This is a genomic window from Qaidamihabitans albus (assembly GCF_016464705.1).
Taxonomy (GTDB): Bacteria; Actinomycetota; Actinomycetes; order Mycobacteriales; family Pseudonocardiaceae; genus Qaidamihabitans; species Qaidamihabitans albus.
The window spans coordinates 1-16,875 of the sequence record NZ_JAEHOB010000034.1 but is presented as its reverse complement, the minus strand read 5'-3'; the positions used below and the strand labels follow the sequence as shown (position 1 = coordinate 16,875).

Genomic DNA, 16,875 nt, shown 5'->3' with positions numbered 1-16,875 from the left:
GGTGGCCACCAGGACCCGGTCGGCGGACACCGTGGTGGAGCTGCCTCGGCGCGCGCAGGGCGGCTGCGGCGACGCGGTCCGATGCGTTGCCGAGCGCGGCGAGGCCGGTGAGGAGCGGGATCACGCCAGCACACCGGTGCTCGAATAGAAGGCATACCAGGCGAAGCACATGGCGTCGAGGAAGTCGGCGGGTTCGCCGGTGCCGCTGTGGCGGGCGCGGGCCGTGCCCAGTGCGCCGTCCGATTGTGCGACGAGCGGCGTGCCGTCGAGTTCGGTGTCGACCTTCCTGCGGCGGCGAACGAGGTCTTGTGTATGGCCAGCCGCTCGGGGCCGGCGCGGACGCCGATGACGACTTCCTTGGCAGGAAACCGTTCATCGCGTTGCCGGACAGGGAGTACAGGCCGTCCTCGACGTAGTAACCCGACCGGCCGGTGTAGGAACCGTAGGGGTCGGTGCCGTAGCGGCGCAGGGCACCGGTGTCGGTCGACAGCACCCGCGTATGCGGATGCGCGGCGCGCCAAGCTTTCCAGGATAATAGGTGCTTAGGGGAGTTCGTCGAGGACCGGAACCGCCGAGGCGGACGTCGGCAACCGGGCCGTCACCGCCTGCACGCGGGCGGCATCGGCGGCGCCGATCAGGCTGACCTGCTTGTCGCTCACCTCGGCGGTGCCGAGCGGGAAGTGGTCGGCGTCGCCGATTGGGTTGCCCTGTGCCAATGACACGGACGTGCCGTCCCGGAGTTCGACGTCGACCTCGGTACAGCGCAGCTTCGGCAGGTACTCGTCGAGCCGTTCGTCGACCTCAACGTGTACCCGATCGCTGAACTGTTCGGCCTCCTCGAACGCCGGGGTGCAGGGCTCCATCGTCGCCGGGTCGACCCGGTCACTGACCACGGCGGTGCTCACCACGAACGGCAGGGAGAACATCGCCGCGAGACGGTTCGCCGGATGGCGGCCGAACAGGGCGGCGGCCAGCGAGTGGATCCGTACGCGTACCGCCAGCACGTTGTCGGCACCCCAGCCACCCGCCGCCCGGAGGCTCTGCACCAGATCCACGGCGGCGTGGGTGTAGGAGCACGACGAGTGCCGCTTCAGGTATCCCTCCGCGACCAGCCACCGGTCCCCGAGGTCGTCGACCAGTGCCCCGGTGTCCAGGGTGCCCACCAGGTCGCCCAGTGAGGACGCCACCGAGCCGCGATTCTCCACCAGGCCGGCCAGCGCGAGCCGTGCTGCTCGCAGCCCGGCCTCGTTCGCCCCGGCGATCCAGAGGTTGCGGGTGAAGTCGCCGGAGAGCACAGCGTGCCACGGGGCGATGTGCATCAGGCCGGTCGCCGCGTCTATCGCGGCCGCGAGCTGCCGCGCTGAGCAGCCGAGGAGAAGCCCGGCGGCGCACGCCGCACCAGTGGCGCCCCAGTGGCCGTGGGTGTGCCAGCGCGGGTCACGGCGGGTTGCCCGGCCGAACCGCGCCGCCACCTCGTACCCGAGCGCCACGGCCGACAGGAGCTCGTGACCCGGCACCGGGCGTCCGGCCTGGCGCGCCGCCGCCGTCGCGGCGAAGACCACGTGCGCCGCAGGATGCCCTGCGGCATACTTGTTGCCCTCATCGAGTTCCAGCGCGCAGGCAGCGATGGCGGAGAGATACGCCGCGGTGTCCGGCGCGGTCCGCACCGTCGAGCCCGGCACCGGAACTTTTCCGGGCGGGCATTGCCAGCCTGCGATCAACGCGCGCAGCTCCGGTGTACGCATGCCGGCCACAGTGACGCCGAGCAGGTCAGTGAGCATCAGCTGCAGCCGGGACCGCACGTCGGCGGGCAGGTCCTCGTAGGCCCGGCCGTGCACGAAGGTGGCCAGCCGGGCAATTGCAAGCACTGATCGTTCCTCTCGCCGGAACGACGCGGCCACGTCCATCTGGTCGACGCTAGCCCCGCCTTCCTGCGCCGGTCAACGGACATCCGGAAGCCCGTCGTTGATGCCATAGGGGAGCTTCCATTGTCGATCGGGGGGCGCTAGAGTCGGATTGGTGAGAGACGTTTCTGCTAGCGGAACATCGCCGGAGGATACGGGCGCGATGCCACTCGAGGGGCTGCGCGTGATCGACGCGTCCACGATTCTGGCCGGCCCGCTGTGCGCCCAGATCCTCGGCGACTACGGCGCCGACGTGATCAAGGTGGAGCACCCCACGCATGGCGACAACATGCGCGGCCACGGCCACAGTAAGAACGGGGTCCCGCTGTGGTGGAAGGAGATCAGCCGCAACAAACGCACCGTCGCTCTCGACCTGAAGAGCGAGCAGGGGGCTGAGGTATTCCGGCGGCTGGCCGGCACGGCCGACGTAGTCATCGAGAACTTCCGACCCGGCACTCTGGAGCGCTGGGGTCTGGGCCCGGAGGTCCTGCGCGAGGACAATCCGGATCTGGTCGTCGTACGGGTCACCGGCTTCGGCCAGACCGGGCCGTATGCCGAGCGACCGGGCTTCGGCACCTTGGCCGAGGCGATGAGCGGCTTCGCCGACCTCACCGGGGAGCCCGACGGTCCGCCCACCCTGCCGGCGTTCGGCCTCGCCGACAGCATCTGCGGCATCAGTGCCTCCTCGGCGGTGATGATGGCCCTGTGGCACCGTGAGCGGCGCGGTCGCGGACAGGTCATCGACATGAACATCCTGCAGCCGATCATGACCGCCGTCGGGCCGGCGCCGACGGTATACCAGCAGCTCGGCATTATCGAGGAGCGGCACGGCAACCGGTCCACCAACAACGCGCCGCGCAACACCTACCGCACCGCCGACGGCGGCTGGGTCGCGATCTCGACGAGCGCACAGCGGATCGCCGAACGAGTGCTGCACCTGGTCGGGCACCCTGAGGTCATCGACGAGCCCTGGTTCGCCTCCGGCCACGGCCGCGCCGAGCACGCCGACGAGCTCGACGCCTACGTGGGCGACTGGATCGCGCAGCGCAACCGCCAGGAGGTGCTGGACGCCTTCACCGACGCCGGCGCCGCCATCGCGGCCGTCTACGACGCCAAGGATCTGACGCTGGACCCGCACGTGCGGGAGACTCAGATGCTCCGCGAGGTCCCCGACGACGACCTGGGCTCTGTGCTGCAGCACGACGTGCTGTGGCGGCTGACCGAGAGCCCCGGGCGGATCCGCTTCACCGGCCGCGCCATCGGTGCGGACACAGACGAGGTGCTAACGACGCTCGGGTACGACGACCAGCAGATCGCCGAGCTGAAGCAGAACGGGGTGATCCGGTGACCGACCGGCTGCTGTCGGCGGTGCAGTCAGGCGTCGAGGTGATCGACCTGGGGCGCCAGCTCCGGGTCGGGATGCCGCAGTCGCCGAACCACCCACAGTTCTGGCATACGCTGCCGAGGCGGCACGGGGATATGACGCGGGCCGATGGCAGCAGCGCCGCCAACGACATGGTCACCATGGGCACCCACGTCGGCACCCACATCGACGCGCTCGCCCACGTTTCCCAGCAGGGGAAGATGTACGGTGGCCTCGACGCCGCCGGGGCTGGCGTCGGCGGCAAGTACGACGAGCTCGGTGTACACACCATCACCCCCATGGTGCGCCGCGGCGTCCTGCTCGATGTGCCCGGCACTCTGGGCGTGGACAGCTGCGAGGCCGGCTACGAGATCACCGTCGCCGACCTGGATCGCACCGTCGAGCACCAGGGCACCTCCGTCAGCGAGGGGGACGTGATCCTGGTCCGCAGTGGCTGGGGACGCCTCTTCGCCAACGGTGAGTCATACATCGGTCGCGAAACCGGGGTCCCCGGCGTCGGCGAAGCAGGGGCCGAATGGCTGGCCGCCTGCACCGCGCACGCCGTTGGTGCCGACACCATCGCGTTCGAGCGGATCGCACCACGTGCCGGTCACTCGATGCTGCCCGCGCACCGGGTGCTGCTTGTGGAGCACGGCATCTACATTATCGAGGCGCTCGCCCTGGAGGAGCTGGCGCGCCGCCAGGTCCACGAGTTCACCTTCATCCTCATTCCCCTGAACATCTACGGCGCCACCGGCTCCCCGGTGCGCCCCCTCGCGGTGATCTCGGCATGAGCGAGGCCACCCTCGCCCAGCAGCTCGCCGCGTTCGCCGCCGGGACGTCGTACGACAAACTGCCCCACGAGGTCGTGGAGAGCGTGAAGATGCGGGTGCTCGACACGCTGGGCATCGCAGCGGCCGCCGCCCCGCTGGACACCAGTCGTGCCGCCCGCGCCTGGGCCAGTAGCCAGGGTGGTGCCGCCCGTGCCTCGGCCGTCGGCATCAAGCAGCGGTTGCCCGGCAACCTCGCCGCCTTCGTCAACGGCGTCCTCGCGCACTCCCTCGACTACGACGACACCCACCTGCCCTCGGTGCTACACCCCAGCGCTGCGGTGGTGCCCGCGGCGCTGGCGGCCGCCGAGCAGGCCAACGCCGACGGACGGCGGCTGATCCACGCCATCGCCGTCGGCCTCGAGACCTGCGTGCGGCTCGGGATGGCCGGCTACGACGAGGAGACAAAGAACTCCACGTTCTTCGAGCATGGCCAGCACGCCACGTCGATCTGCGGGGCGATGGGTGGCGCCGTCGCAGCCGCGGTGGTAACCGGGGACGAGCAGGCCGTCGTCGACGCGCTCGGGGTCGCCGCGTCGATGGCCTCCGGCATCATCGAAGCCAATCGCACTGGCGGCACCGTCAAGCGCCTGCACTGCGGCTGGGCCGCGCACTCCGCGGTGACCTCCGCCGAGCTGGTCGGCCACGGCCTCACCGGTCCGCCGACCGTGCTCGAGGGCCGATTCGGCTTCTTCCAGGCCTGGCTGCACGGCCGGTACGACCCGACCGCGGTCACCGGCGGCCTCGGCGACGAGTGGCTGGTGCCGGGCATCTTCTTCAAGCCCTACCCGGCCAATCACTTCACCCACGCCGCGGTGGACGCCGCTGCCGCGTTGCGCGAGCGAGGGATCGGACCCGACGACGTCGAGCGCTTCACCCTCGGCGTACCCGCGCCCAACCTGCGGACCATCGGCGAGCCGATCGAGGTCAAGCGTGCCCCGGAGACCGGCTACGCGGCCCAGTTCAGCGGGCCGTACGCCATCGCGGTGGGGCTGCTAGGCGGTAGCGGCCTTGGCGCCGGGCTCGACGACTACACCGACGAGCTGGCCCGGGACCCGCGCCGCCGTGCGGTGATGGCGAAGGTCGACGTCGTCGCCGACGAGCGCTGCACCGGAATCTTCCCGCACCAGTTCCCGGCCGTGCTCAGCGTGCGGCTCACCGACAGCAGCGAGGTGGTCGAGGAGGTACTGACCACGCGTGGCGGATCGGAGCGGCCGCTGTCGTTTGACGAGCTTGCGACGAAATTCCGGGAGAACGCCGCGCGCACGCTGACCGAGGAGCAGGCCGATGCGCTGGCCGGCGCCTGCCATGAGCTGGACCGGTACGCCGACCTGACCAGCGTACTCGAACCACTGATGGGGATCGACCGAGAGGAGCGAGCATGACCGACTTCGACCTGGTGGTCCGCAATGCGCAGGTCGTGCGACCCGGCGCCGAGGCTCCGGAACGGCTCGACGTCGCCGCCAAGGACGGCCGTTTCGCCGCCTTCGAGGAGCACATCGACGCGGCCCGTGGCGACCGGGTGGTGGACGCGCAGGGCCGGTACCTGTTCCCCGGGGTCGTCGACGTGCACCAGCATTGGGGGATCTACAACCCGCTGTCCGAGGATGCCGACTCCGAAAGCCGTGCCTCCGCGCAGGGTGGCGTCACCTCGGGGATCACTTATATCCGCACCGGCGCCTACTATCTGAACCGCACCGGGCCGTACCGGGAGGTTTACCCCGACATCCTGGAGGCCACGGAGGGGCGCTCGTTCGTCGACTACAGCTTCCACGTGGCGCCGATCCTGACCGAGCACATCAACGAGATCCCGTATCTGATCGAGGAGCACGGCGTCGCCTCGTTCAAGATCTTCATGTTCTACGGCAGCCACGGGCTGCACGGGCGCTCCGCGAGCCAGCGCGACTTCCTGATGATCCCAGAGGATCAGTCGTACAACATCGCCCACTTCGAGTTTGTGATGCGCGGCATCCAGCAGGCGCGCCAGCAGGAGCGGTTCGCCCACGACCGGGATCGCATCTCGCTCTCGCTGCACTGCGAGACCCCGGAGATCATGGCCGCCTATACCCAGATGGTCGAGGACGAGGGCAGGCTCAGCGGTCTGGAGGCGTACAGCGCCGCGCGACCGCCGCACTCCGAGGGCCTGGCGATCACCATCGCCTCGTACCTGGCCCACGAGACCGAGTTGCCGACCATCAACCTGCTGCACCTCAGCTCCCGCAAGGCGATCGAGGCCGCGATGCTGATGCAGCAGACGTTCCCGCACGTCGACTTCCGTCGCGAGGTGACCATCGGGCACCTGCTTGCCGACTTCACCCAGGCTGGTCCCGGCGGCAAGGTGAATCCGCCATTGCGGTCGCGCGAGGACGTCGAGGCGCTCTGGGAACACCTGCGCGCGGGTAACGTCTCGTGGGTGTGCTCTGACCACGCGTGCTGCCGCGATGAAACTAAGTTCGGGCACCCGCGCGACGACGTATTCCTCGCCAAGTCCGGGTTCGGCGGTACCGAATACCTGCTCACCGGACTGATCTCCGAGGGCCGCAAGCGGGGGCTGTCCTACAACCGGATCGCCGAGTTGGTGGCGCGCAACCCCGCCGACCGGTTCGGGCTGCGGCGGAAGGGCGAACTGGCCATCGGGTACGACGCGGACTTCGTGCTGGTCGACGACGACGTGGAGTATGTCGTCACGGCAGACCACTCGCTGTCCACGCAGGAGTACACGCCATTCGAGGGCTTTACTCTCAACGCCAGGGTCACGGACACATTCCTGCGCGGCGAGGCCGTGCTCGCCGACGGTGAGGTGGTCGGTGAGCCGCGCGGGCAGTACCTGCGGCGGGCAGGTGCTGCTTGCTGAGGCTCCCGCGACCCTCGGCAGGCGGAGGGCCGTATCGCCGCCGATGCACTAGTTCCGCGCCTGGGGCACACCGCCCAGTTGTACTCAAGCTCCAGACGCTGAACGGATCGTAGTAAGATCGAATCCGCGGTGTCTGTTCAAAACGCACTGTCGATGAGCGGCTACGGGCGCGACTGTGTGGGCGTATGTTCCTTGTCATTGGCCGGCGACCCGCAGCCGCACATCCGACGGCCTTCGGCCGGGCGTGTTCAGTTCCTTGCCTCGGGTACGTACGCGGACTTTTGAGCAACCCCCCGAATTCCACCTCGTGCTCACCGCTCCGACTGGTCGGCAGCAGGGGGCGCTCAGCGGCCCGACGCTCGCGCGACGGTCTCGCGGGCCTCGCGGACGACGGCAGGGTCGATGAGCCGACCGTGCTCGTCCGTCGTCACGCCGCCCTCCGACGCCTCGAACCGTGCGAGCACATCCCGGGCAGCGGCGAGGGCGGCGTCGCCGGGGGTGAGGACCTCGTGAATGACCGGCACCTGGACCGGGTGGATGGCAGTGCGGGATCGGAACCCGAGATCACGGAGGTCCCGGGTGCTCTCGGCGAAGGCATCCAGGTCGCGGTAGGCGGTCGAGGTCGGAGCGACTGGTGCGGCGAGCCCGGCCGCGGCGCAGTGCACCACCACGTGGCTGCGCAGCGCGTCCATGGCCGCCGCCGAGCGCTGGCTGCGGGTCATCCGGAGCTCGGCCAGCAGGTCAACCTCGCCGATGCCGAGCGTGGTCAGCCGCGGCTCGCGCACCAGTGCGGCGAGGTCCGCCAGCGCTTCGGCGCTCTCCAGCAGCCCGACCACCCGCACGGACCCAGGCGCGAGGCCGCGGTCAGTCTCGAACCTGTCCAGCTGCGCGCCCACCTCGTGCAGTCCGGCGCGCGAGCATTTGGCGAGGAAGACACCGGCCAGGCCGGGATGGGCGACCGCCTCCAGATCCGGTGCGACTGCGTCGGGGTTGATGCGGGCCCACCGCTCGGTGCCGCTGCCCGTGCGGTCCTGCAGTAGCCAGCACGTGACTGCGTGCCGTGCGTCGGCCTTGGCATCGACCGGCACCGCGTCCTCGAGATCGAAGATGACTGCATCGGCGGGGCCCGACAACGCCTTGGCGAAGAGCTCCGGCCGGGCGGCCGGCACGTAGAGGAAAGAACGCGCCAGCAGTGGGACTACGCGATTATCCATCATCAACGCGTCCGCTCGGCGAGCTTGTTCGTGATGTCCCGGGCGGCGTGGATCACCAGCTGGACGTGGTCCTCGCGTCCTTCCTCGCCGTACCGGAACATCGGACCCGAGGAACTGATCGAGCCGAGCACATTGCCGGCGGCGTCGAAGAATGGCGCGGCGATCGAGGCCGCGCCGGTCCCGCGCTCGTTCCGGGACACGCCGTACCCCTTGCGCCGGATCGCCTCCAGCCGCCGCCGGTAGTCCGCGACATCGAGCGCGGGGTCGCGCTCCTGAAGCTGGCGCACCTCGTCGGCGACGAAGCTCTCGGGCAAGTGGGCCAGGATCGCGCGGCTCGAGGCCCCCGAGTGCAACGGGAACCGTGGACCCAGTTCGACGACCATCTTCACCTCCTGTGGGCTCTCGAACTGGTCGAGATAGATTCGCTGGTACCCGACGAGGACTGACAGCGTGGTGGTCTCGCGGGTGGCGTCGCGCAGCCGGCGCAGGATCGGGGAAGCCAGCGACCGCAGGTCCAGCTGGCTCCAGGCCTTCATGCTCAGCGTCGCGGCAGCCGGGCCCAGGATGTACGTGGAGTTGCCGGGCGCCACCCGCGTCAGTGAGCGTGACGTGAGCGACTGCAGGATTCGGTGCACCACGGCCTTGCTCAGCGACAGAGATCGGGCGATCTCGCTCACCCCAAGCGGCCGGTCGGCCTGCGCGAACAGCAACAGCACGTCCGCGACGCGGTCCGCCGTCTCCGTGCCCCGCGGCGGCTCCGCCCTCGGCCGCTCCGTCGTTCCGGTGGTCATCGCCCCAGCCTCTCGTATTGTTCCGCTCAGAGAAACCATATCACGCCGGAAACCTTCGGTCAGTCACTAGGAATTCGGCCTGGTGCCATGCAATACTCGCGCATCGAGGCAGAAGTGTGATCGGGTGCACTGCCTGAGCGGAACGGGGCACGGCATAAACGTTCCCCTAAGAGGAACCGATGACGTGCCGACTGGCATGGAAGGTAGGCGATCCACATGCAGAAGCTGATGGGCGTGGCCACGGCCGTCCTGCTGACCACCACCCTGGTGGCCTGTAGCGACGACGCGAGCGGAGGCCGATCCGGAGGCAACGTGGACGAAGTTACGATCGGCGCCCTCCACCCGTTGACCGGCTCGCTGGCGGGCGTTGGAACGATGATGAGCAACGCGGCCAAGATGGCGGTCCACGACCTCAACGAGGACGGTGGAATCGAGTGCCTCGACGGTGCACAGCTCCGACTGGAGACCGGCGACAGCAAAGGCACTGCATCTACGGGTCAGAGCGAGGCCCAGCGGCTGATCGACAACGGCGCGGTGGCCCTGGTGGGCACCTACCAGAGTGACGTCACGCAGAACGTCGCTGCCGTCGCCGAGCGTTCCGGCGTACCGCTCGTCATCGACGTCGCGGTCGACGACGCGATCCTGGAGCAGGGCTACCAGAACACCTTCCGGATCCAGCCGGACGCCACAAGCATGGGCACCGACGGCGGGCAGGCACTCTTCGAGATCGCGCAGCAGAACGGGCAGCCGATCGATCGGGTGTCCTATATCCACCTCGAGGGAGCCTTCGGCCAGAGCGTCTTCGATGCCTTCGCGGCCGAGGCCAAGTCCGCCGGCGTGGAGGTCTCGGAGACCACCTACTCGCCCACGAACTTCACCGACGCGACCACCGTGGTGCGCCAGGCCGCGGCGAAGAACCCGGACGTCATCCTGGTGACCGGCTACTACCCCGACAGCCTGCTCATCGCGCAGGCAGTTCACCAGCTCAACCCGGAGATCGACGCCCTCTACGGCATCGCCAACGGCGCCTTCGACAACACGTCGTTCCCGGCTGACGCCGGTAACGCCGCCACGGGCGTGTTGAGCGCGAACTATCACTTCGACGCCACCGATGAGCGGGTTCAGGATATCCGCCAGCGCTTCGAAGAGCAGTACGGGCAGCCGATGGAGACTGCTGCGGTACTGACCTACCAGGCCGCGGTGGTGATCGAGCAGGCGCTCGAGGACGCCTGCACTGACGCTCCGGCGGAGGTCCGCGACGCCATCGCGGCGGCCAAGATCGAGGATCCGCTGCTGGCTTTTGACGGGCCGATCGTGTTCGACGAGACCGGGCAGAACAAGAACGCCACGGTTATCGCTATGCAGGTCCAGAACGGGCAGGTGGAGCAGGTCTCCCCGGAGCAGTTCAAGACCTCGGACATCGTCTACCCGGTGAAGTGAGAGTGGGAGTCGCACACTGATGTCTGATCATGCGACGGCGGTCTCCGAGACGTCGGCCTCGGAAGCCATCATCCGGCGCGCGGCGCCATACCGGCTTCCCGCAGGTGTCGTCGCCGCGGTGGTGGTCGGCTTGGTGCTGACCTACACTCTGGGCGGCCGCGACCCCGGCCTGGTGACCCAGTCCGTGGTGACGGGGCTGCTTCTCGGCGGTGTCTACGCCCTCGTCTCGATCGGACTGACCCTCATCTTCGGGGTGCTCGGCGTCGTCAACTTCGGGCACGGCGCGATGCTGAGCATGTCGATGTTCATCGTCTACTGGATGACCACGTCGCTCGGGTTGCCGGTCTACCTGGCGACAGTCGTCGCCGTGCCACTGATGATGGGCTTCGGCATGCTGGTGCAGCGAGGGCTGTTGAACAAGCTGACGCTGGAGGGCAACCACGAGGGCCCCCTGCTGGTGACCCTGGGCCTTTCGCTTCTGATCATCAACGTACTGCTGATGATCTTCGGGGGTCGGCCGCTTTCGGTGCCCAGCTCGGTCGAGGGTTCCCTACGGGTGTTCGGCGCGATCGCGTCGTACGAGCGGATGATCGCCTTCGGCGGTGCGTTGTTGGTGGCGCTGTTACTCACCCTCGCACTGAAGAAGACATCGCTGGGCATGTCGATCCGGGCGGTCTCGGCCAACAGCCAGGGCGCCCAGCTGGTCGGCGTCAACGTCGGCCGGATCTACGCGCTGACGTTCGGCATCGGGTCGGCCTGTGTCGCCGTGGCCGGTGGGCTGCTGGCACCGTTCCTCAGCCTGACGCCCACGGTGGGCGAGGAGTTCACCATCCTCGCCTTCGTCATCGTCGTGCTGGGCGGACTCGGCAGCGTCGTCGGGGCCATGGTCGGAGGGGTGGTCATCGGACTGGTCCAGACCGTCGGCGCGCTGTATCTCCCGGGCACCGGCTCGCTGATCCTGGTGTTCGCCGTCTTCGTGCTGGTCCTCCTCTTCCGGCCGCAAGGCATCTTCGGAGCGAACCGATGACCCCGACAGCAGAGCGGCTCAAGTCGGACATCAGGGCCGCCGACGACCCACGGCTGAGGGACAACAGCACGAGGAACGCATTCGTCGTCCTCGGCGCACTCGCCGTGGTGCTCGCGGTGCTGCCCCTGGTCGCCAATGACCGCTTCGAGACCATCGCGGTGCAGACGCTGATCTTCGCGATCATCGCCGTCGGCTGGAACCTGATGAGCGGCTACGGCGGACTCTTCAGCTTCGGCCACGCCGCTTTCTTCGGCATCGGCGCCTACACCGATGCCTACCTGGTAGTGGAGCACGGGATCTCCCCGTGGATCGCGATGGTCGTTGGCGCGGCGATCGCAGCGTTGGCTGGCGTCGGCATCGCTTCCCTGTGCCTGAGATACGAGCTCGCCGGCCCCTACTTCGCGCTCGCTACCTTCGCGTTCGCGCAGCTGTTCCTGCTGCTCGTGCAGAACCTGGACTTCCTGCGCAGGACCGAGGGCTTCAACCTGCCGATCCTGCCCGAGGAATCCTTCTGGATGCTGCAGTTCGAGCGAGGCAGCGATATCTACGTGTGGATCCCCGCGGGTCTGCTGCTGGTCGGGCTCGCGATCACGATCCTCTACGTGCGCTCCCGCGCCGGCCAGTTCGTGCAGGCCGCACGCGATGACGAGGTCGCGGCCGCCTCGCTCGGCATCAACGTGATGCGGGTCCGTCTCGGCGCCGTCGCGCTGAGCTGTGGGATCACGTCGGTGGCAGGCACCTTCTACACCCAGTACCACTTCTTCGTCGGTCCACACCAAGCCTTCGGAGCCGCGGTCTCCATCGAGGCCATCATCCCGGCGGTCATCGGCGGCATCGGCACCATCTGGGGTCCGCTCGTCGGTGCCCTGATCGTCGGACCGCTCGCAGAACTGATCGAGTCGGTACTGCGGGATCCGCCCGGGTCCCTCTCATTCCTGCAGGGAGTCGCCGGGCTCGACGTCGCGGTATACGCGGCACTGCTCATCGTCATCGTGCTCTTCATGCGCAAGGGCATCTATGGAACGCTCAAGGACCGGTGGCGCAAATGAGCCTGCTGCAGGCCGAGGGTCTGACCAAGAAGTTCTCGGGGCTCACGGCCGTGGACGACGTCAGCCTCACGGTCGCGGACAAGGAGTTCTTCGGTGTGGTCGGGCCGAACGGCGCGGGCAAGACGACGCTGTTCTCGTTGATCGCCGGGGAGGTCACGCCGACGCACGGACGCATCATCTTCGACGGCACCGACATTACCGGATGGTCAGCCGACAAGGTCGCCTCGGTCGGGCTCGTGCGGACCTTCCAGCTGATGCGGCCCTTCGAGAGCATGACGGTGCTCGACAACGTGGCGATCGCTTCCCACCAGCGGTTCCGGTCACGCTCCGAGGCGCGCAGGCATGCGCTCGCGGTCATCGAGCGCGTGCAGCTCGAACGCTACGTGAACGCACCGTCGGCCAGCCTGCCGACGGCCGGGCTGAAGCGGCTCGAGCTCGCCCGGGCGCTCGCCCTGGAGCCTAAGCTGCTGCTGCTCGACGAGGTGCTCGCCGGCCTGGTGCCGACTGAACGGGCACCGATGATCGAGCTGTTGCGCGAGCTGCACGCGGACGGGCTCACGGTGATGTTCATCGAGCACATCATGGCCGCGGTGCTGGCACTCTCCGAGCGGCTGCTGGTGATGCACGAGGGGGTCGAGCTCGCACTCGGAGACCCCCACAAGGTGACGCAGGACCGCGCCGTCGTGGAGGCCTACCTGGGGGAGGACTACGCATGATGCTCGAGCTCCGGGACATCCATGCCGGCTACCGCAAGCTGGAGATTCTGCACGGGCTGGACCTGCACGTGGAGCAGGGAGAGATCATCTCGCTCATCGGCGCCAACGGCGCCGGCAAGACGACGACCCTCCGGACGATCGCCGGGCTGGTCACGCCGACCGCAGGGAAGGTCGTCTTCGACGGCCAGGAAGTCCAGGATCGACGTCCCGACGAGATCGTCCGTGCCGGCCTGGTGCACGTGGCGCAGGACCGAGCTCTCTTCGGTGACCTGCAGGTATGGGAAAACCTCGAGATGGGCGCCTATACCCAACCCAGGTCGACGATCCAGGAGTCGCTGGAGCAGGTGTACCAGCTGTTCCCAATCCTGCTGGAGCGGCGGAACCAGCGGGCGGACACGATGTCCGGCGGGCAGCAGCAGATGCTCGCCATCGGGCGCGCCATGATGGCGCGGCCACGGTGCCTGACGCTCGACGAACCCTCCGTGGGCCTGGCGCCGAACCTGGTGACGCAGGTGCTGGAGGCAATCACCGCCATCCGAGATACCGGTGTCACGGTGCTCATCGTCGAGCAGAGCGCCAAGCAGGCCCTCGCCATCTCCGACCGCGCGTACGTCATCGAGAGCGGCTCCATCGTGCTCGAGGGCGCCGGCGTGGACCTGATTGACGACCCCCGGGTGCGCGAGGCGTACCTCGGCCTGTGAAAGATCTCTGAAGGGAGCATCGCGTGGAGTTCCTGGTCCACATCGAGATCCGGTGGCCGGCGGACGCCCCGGAGGAGGACCGGGAGCGAATCTTCGCCGAGGAGTGCGAGCAGGGCCAGCAACTCGCCCGGGATGGGCTACTGCGCCGAGTCTGGCGCGTCCCTGGCCGCTGGGCCAACTGGAGCCTGTACGAGGCGACCGACGCAACGGAGCTGCACCGGGCGCTGACCACGCTGCCGCTGTATCCGTGGATGGACATCGAGGTGCACGCGCTGGCCGAGCATCCGAATGATCCGCAAGCGCTCGGCATCCGGCCCGGCGGCCACTGAGGGGCGGCGCCCGGTGGGCCCCGGCGACGGCCGGGAGCCAGCAACATCGACGGGAAGGAGGGAGCAGCGATGCGGATCCTGTCGATCACACCGATCGCGGTGGATGAGCACGAGCTCACCCGGCGGCAACAGCGGTACGACCGGATTGCCCCGGCCAGTGTGCACGTGCACCTGGAGAACCTCGGTCGTGGCTCGGGAGTGCCGACGGCGCTGGAGACGGCCGACGACGTCGCGGCATCCGAGGCAGCTCTGCTGCGACGGTACGCCAACGCCGACGCGGGAGCGTACGACGCCTACCTGCCCGACTGCGTGCTCGACCCGGTGGTCGACCACGCCGACCGGCTGCCGTTGCCGGTCCACGGGATCGGCCGGCTCACCGCCCACTACCTGGCCGGCCTCGGCCTCCGGTTCAGAGCCGTCGCCCGCAACCTGGCAATTGCTGCCGAACTCGACCGCAAGCTGAGGTCGTACGGCATCCCGCACGCCCAGCCGACCGCGGTGATGGAGCTGTCGGTGGCCGACATCGCCGATGACTCCACGTGGGCGGCCGCGGTGCAGCGTGCGGTGGCCGACCTGGACTGCGCCGCGGTGCTGAACGCCTGCTCCGCTGTCGACGTACGGTCGGCCAGCGGCGGCCCATGGCAGGTCGACCCGACCGCGACCGCGCTTCGGCTGCTCGGTGCCCTGAGGGACGTGGCGCGATGACAGGTCAGGATGCGGAAGGACCGGACCTCGTCGTCGCCGGCGCCGGTGGCGGACTGGTCGGTGCACTGCGAGCGGCCGAGCAGGGGCTGTCGGTGCTGGTGGTCGAGCGTAGCGAACACTTCGCGATGAGCAACAACACCGCGATGTCGACCGCCATGGTGCCCGGTGCCGGCACGTTCTGGCAGCGCGAGGCCGGTGTCGAGGACTCGCCCGAGGCCTTCCTCGACGACATCCGCGCCAAGACCGGCGGCCAGACCGATGAGCGGCTCGCGCGGACGCTGACCCACGTCAGTGCACCTCTGGTCGAGTGGCTCGCCGACGGCCTGGAACTGCCGCTGTCGCTTGTGACCGACTTCCCGTACCCGGGACACTCCCGCTTCCGCTGCCACACCGTGCCCGGGCGTACCGGTCGCACGCTGCTCCAGCAGCTGGTCCGCCGGGCGCGGCACGCCGACCTGGTCGACCTGCTCGTGCCCGCACGGCTCACCGATGTGGTCACCGGTCCGGGCGGCGTGGAGGGCGTCGTGGTGACCGGGCCGGCCGGTGAGGAGCGGATCCCGACCCGGGCGGTGCTGCTGGCCACCAACGGGTTCGGCGCCGACCGTGAGCTGGTACGCCGCCACATCCCGGAGATCGCCGGAGCGGTCTACCACGGCAGCGAGGGCTCGTCCGGCGACGCTCTGCGAATCGGTGAGCGGCTCGGTGCCGCGTCGGCGTACCTCGACGCCTACCAGGGGCACGCGGCGCTCGCCATGCCCGCTGCGACGCTAGCGGGCTGGGCCACGGTGATGTATGGCGCCGTCCTGGTCGACGGCGACGGGCGGCGGTTCGGCGACGAGACGACCGGCTACTCCGAGTACGCGGCCCAGGTGCTGGAACGCGCGGACGGAGAGGCGTGGATCATCCTGGACCAACGTGTCCACGAGGCATGCATGGCTTTCACCGACTACCGCGACACCGTGGAGTCCGGTGGTGTGCGCTGGGGTGAGGACGCATCGGCAGTGGCATCGGCGGCCGGGATTGACGGCAACGGCCTAGCCGAGACTCTTCGGGCGGTCGCCGCCAGCGCCGGGGGAGCGGCGGATCCGTTCGGCCGCACCCACTGGGAGCGCCCCCTCGAGCCGCCGTACGCGGCCATCTCCGTGCGCCCGGCGCTGTTCCACACCCAGGGCGGCCTGGTCGTCGATGAGCACGCCCGGGTCTTGCGCCCCGGCGGGGAGCCGATCCGGGGGCTGTACGCGTCGGGCGGTGCCGCCGCGAGCATCTCGGGCCACGGCGCGGGCGGCTACCTCGCCGGCAACGGCCTGCTGCCTGCCTTCGGGCTCGCCTACCTCGCTGCCGACCACGTCGCAGCGGCGACATCGGAGGGACACTCCATAGCGTAAATACGCGAAAGCCTCCTTGCGGTGACGACTAGTACGGACAGGTAGGGCGCGCGGGTCTCGAGCAGGTTTTCGGGTGCCGCCTGGATCAGCGGCCCACCGGCCGGATGGCGAGATGGTGATGTCCCCGATGGCGAGGAGGTAGAGCAAGAGCACGATGCACCGGTGTCAGTCGCTTGCCGCGAATGGCGGTGCCCAGGATCTGGGGCCATTCGGACTCGGTTTGCCGGTCGTACATAAGCAGGTGGGAGTTGACCAGGTTGCTGGTGGTGCCGAGGTCGATGTCTGGCCGGGTGGGTTGGTGAAGGCGATGACCGTGGCGGTGAGCGGGCAGTAGTGACCGTCAGCGGCTCGCTCGCTACCCGTGTCGTTGACGATCTCGTGCGACACCAGCATCTGCTGCGGATACGCGCGAACCTCGTCGTGGTACTCCAGACCGAAGACCGGCTCGTCGTCGCCAAGGAACCCGGCTTGCCGGGCAGGCACGAACCGGGGCCGGTTGATAGGTGGGATCCCGTCCTTGCCGGGGCCAGTTGCGGGCGCGGCTGGATGAGGCGCTGACGGCGTGAG

The 16,875-nt window shown here is 68.9% G+C and carries 17 protein-coding genes and 1 pseudogene; 12 read left to right on the top strand and 6 right to left on the bottom strand.

The genetic code is table 11. The features are described 5' to 3' along the window. Positions 1–532, bottom strand: a pseudogene (locus tag JAP66_RS33425) (DUF3179 domain-containing (seleno)protein); the annotation flags it as partial. A gap of 10 nt (positions 533–542) precedes the next feature. Next, positions 543–1,868 (bottom strand): MmgE/PrpD family protein, encoded by a 1,326-nt coding sequence (locus JAP66_RS31425; protein WP_199435515.1) that lies wholly within the window; start codon positions 1,866–1,868, stop codon positions 543–545. 199 nt (positions 1,869–2,067) lie between these two features. On the opposite strand from JAP66_RS31425, the gene JAP66_RS31420 reads away from it, so the two are divergent. From JAP66_RS31420 to JAP66_RS31405, 4 genes are read left to right on the top strand one after another with little or no spacing between them, the layout of a single operon-like run. Next, a complete protein-coding gene (locus JAP66_RS31420; RefSeq protein WP_199435514.1) occupies positions 2,068–3,252 on the top strand; it encodes a CaiB/BaiF CoA transferase family protein in 1,185 nt (394 codons plus the stop codon). Then, positions 3,249–4,061, top strand: a complete 813-nt coding sequence (locus JAP66_RS31415) for a cyclase family protein (protein WP_307849801.1) — start codon at positions 3,249–3,251, stop codon at positions 4,059–4,061. The genes JAP66_RS31420 and JAP66_RS31415 overlap by 4 nt, the downstream gene beginning before the upstream one ends. Next, a complete protein-coding gene (locus tag JAP66_RS31410) occupies positions 4,058–5,482 on the top strand; it encodes an MmgE/PrpD family protein (protein WP_199435513.1) in 1,425 nt (474 codons plus the stop codon). The genes JAP66_RS31415 and JAP66_RS31410 overlap by 4 nt, the downstream gene beginning before the upstream one ends. Continuing rightward, positions 5,479–6,951 (top strand): dihydroorotase, encoded by a 1,473-nt coding sequence (locus JAP66_RS31405; RefSeq protein ID WP_199435512.1) that lies wholly within the window; start codon positions 5,479–5,481, stop codon positions 6,949–6,951. The genes JAP66_RS31410 and JAP66_RS31405 overlap by 4 nt, the downstream gene beginning before the upstream one ends. A gap of 344 nt (positions 6,952–7,295) precedes the next feature. On the opposite strand, the gene JAP66_RS31400 is transcribed toward JAP66_RS31405, so the two are convergent. Together JAP66_RS31400 and JAP66_RS31395 are read right to left on the bottom strand one after the other, a co-directional pair. Further along, positions 7,296–8,165: an HpcH/HpaI aldolase/citrate lyase family protein gene (locus JAP66_RS31400; protein ID WP_199435511.1), complete on the bottom strand. Its 870-nt coding sequence runs from the start codon at positions 8,163–8,165 to the stop codon at positions 7,296–7,298. A 2-nt stretch (positions 8,166–8,167) separates the two neighbouring features. Then, positions 8,168–8,956, bottom strand: coding sequence for an IclR family transcriptional regulator (locus tag JAP66_RS31395; RefSeq protein WP_199435510.1), 789 nt, complete (start codon positions 8,954–8,956; stop codon positions 8,168–8,170). Between the two features lie 216 nt (positions 8,957–9,172). Here JAP66_RS31395 and JAP66_RS31390 point away from each other — a divergent pair, with 216 nt between their 5' ends. From JAP66_RS31390 to JAP66_RS31355, 8 genes are all read left to right on the top strand, one after another. Next, entirely contained in the window at positions 9,173–10,396 is a 1,224-nt protein-coding gene (locus JAP66_RS31390; RefSeq protein WP_199435509.1) for an ABC transporter substrate-binding protein, read from the top strand. 19 nt (positions 10,397–10,415) lie between these two features. Further along, a complete protein-coding gene (locus tag JAP66_RS31385; protein ID WP_199435508.1) occupies positions 10,416–11,423 on the top strand; it encodes a branched-chain amino acid ABC transporter permease in 1,008 nt (335 codons plus the stop codon). Further along, positions 11,420–12,472, top strand: a complete 1,053-nt coding sequence (locus tag JAP66_RS31380; protein ID WP_199435507.1) for a branched-chain amino acid ABC transporter permease — start codon at positions 11,420–11,422, stop codon at positions 12,470–12,472. Before JAP66_RS31385 ends, JAP66_RS31380 begins: the two co-directional genes overlap by 4 nt. Further along, positions 12,469–13,188 (top strand): ABC transporter ATP-binding protein, encoded by a 720-nt coding sequence (locus JAP66_RS31375; RefSeq protein ID WP_210770831.1) that lies wholly within the window; start codon positions 12,469–12,471, stop codon positions 13,186–13,188. The genes JAP66_RS31380 and JAP66_RS31375 overlap by 4 nt, the downstream gene beginning before the upstream one ends. Further along, the gene (locus tag JAP66_RS31370; RefSeq protein ID WP_199435505.1) at positions 13,185–13,889 is read left to right on the top strand and encodes an ABC transporter ATP-binding protein; all 705 of its coding nucleotides are present in this window, start codon (positions 13,185–13,187) and stop codon (positions 13,887–13,889) included. Before JAP66_RS31375 ends, JAP66_RS31370 begins: the two co-directional genes overlap by 4 nt. Positions 13,890–13,912: 23 nt before the next feature. Next, entirely contained in the window at positions 13,913–14,218 is a 306-nt protein-coding gene (locus JAP66_RS31365; protein ID WP_199435504.1) for a muconolactone Delta-isomerase, read from the top strand. Positions 14,219–14,287: 69 nt separating this feature from the next. Beyond that, positions 14,288–14,923, top strand: a complete 636-nt coding sequence (locus JAP66_RS31360) for an aspartate/glutamate racemase family protein (RefSeq protein ID WP_199435503.1) — start codon at positions 14,288–14,290, stop codon at positions 14,921–14,923. Further along, entirely contained in the window at positions 14,920–16,308 is a 1,389-nt protein-coding gene (locus JAP66_RS31355) for an FAD-dependent oxidoreductase (protein ID WP_199435502.1), read from the top strand. The genes JAP66_RS31360 and JAP66_RS31355 overlap by 4 nt, the downstream gene beginning before the upstream one ends. 85 nt (positions 16,309–16,393) lie before the next feature. Here JAP66_RS31355 and JAP66_RS33420 read toward each other — a convergent pair whose 3' ends face one another. Together JAP66_RS33420 and JAP66_RS31350 are read right to left on the bottom strand one after the other, a co-directional pair. Continuing rightward, a complete protein-coding gene (locus tag JAP66_RS33420) occupies positions 16,394–16,543 on the bottom strand; it encodes a hypothetical protein (protein ID WP_372449032.1) in 150 nt (49 codons plus the stop codon). After that, on the bottom strand, positions 16,474–16,875 hold a 402-nt coding region (locus JAP66_RS31350), incomplete at its 5' end, for a DUF3179 domain-containing (seleno)protein (protein ID WP_199435501.1). The genes JAP66_RS33420 and JAP66_RS31350, both read right to left, overlap by 70 nt.

Excerpts from the sequence above, each read along its gene's own strand:
- JAP66_RS31370 (WP_199435505.1), top strand. The coding sequence starts at position 13,185 with ATGATGCTCGAGCTCCGGGACATCCATGCCGGCTACCGCAAGCTGGAG.
- JAP66_RS31390 (WP_199435509.1), top strand. The coding sequence starts at position 9,173 with ATGCAGAAGCTGATGGGCGTGGCCACGGCCGTCCTGCTGACCACCACC.
- JAP66_RS31375 (WP_210770831.1), top strand. The coding sequence starts at position 12,469 with ATGAGCCTGCTGCAGGCCGAGGGTCTGACCAAGAAGTTCTCGGGGCTC.
- JAP66_RS31395 (WP_199435510.1), bottom strand. The coding sequence starts at position 8,956 with ATGACCACCGGAACGACGGAGCGGCCGAGGGCGGAGCCGCCGCGGGGC.
- JAP66_RS31380 (WP_199435507.1), top strand. The coding sequence starts at position 11,420 with ATGACCCCGACAGCAGAGCGGCTCAAGTCGGACATCAGGGCCGCCGAC.
- JAP66_RS31385 (WP_199435508.1), top strand. The coding sequence starts at position 10,416 with ATGTCTGATCATGCGACGGCGGTCTCCGAGACGTCGGCCTCGGAAGCC.
- JAP66_RS31420 (WP_199435514.1), top strand. The coding sequence starts at position 2,068 with ATGCCACTCGAGGGGCTGCGCGTGATCGACGCGTCCACGATTCTGGCC.
- JAP66_RS31405 (WP_199435512.1), top strand. The coding sequence starts at position 5,479 with ATGACCGACTTCGACCTGGTGGTCCGCAATGCGCAGGTCGTGCGACCC.
- JAP66_RS31410 (WP_199435513.1), top strand. The coding sequence starts at position 4,058 with ATGAGCGAGGCCACCCTCGCCCAGCAGCTCGCCGCGTTCGCCGCCGGG.
- JAP66_RS31400 (WP_199435511.1), bottom strand. The coding sequence starts at position 8,165 with ATGGATAATCGCGTAGTCCCACTGCTGGCGCGTTCTTTCCTCTACGTG.
- JAP66_RS31360 (WP_199435503.1), top strand. The coding sequence starts at position 14,288 with ATGCGGATCCTGTCGATCACACCGATCGCGGTGGATGAGCACGAGCTC.
- JAP66_RS33420 (WP_372449032.1), bottom strand. The coding sequence starts at position 16,543 with ATGTACGACCGGCAAACCGAGTCCGAATGGCCCCAGATCCTGGGCACC.
- JAP66_RS31355 (WP_199435502.1), top strand. The coding sequence starts at position 14,920 with ATGACAGGTCAGGATGCGGAAGGACCGGACCTCGTCGTCGCCGGCGCC.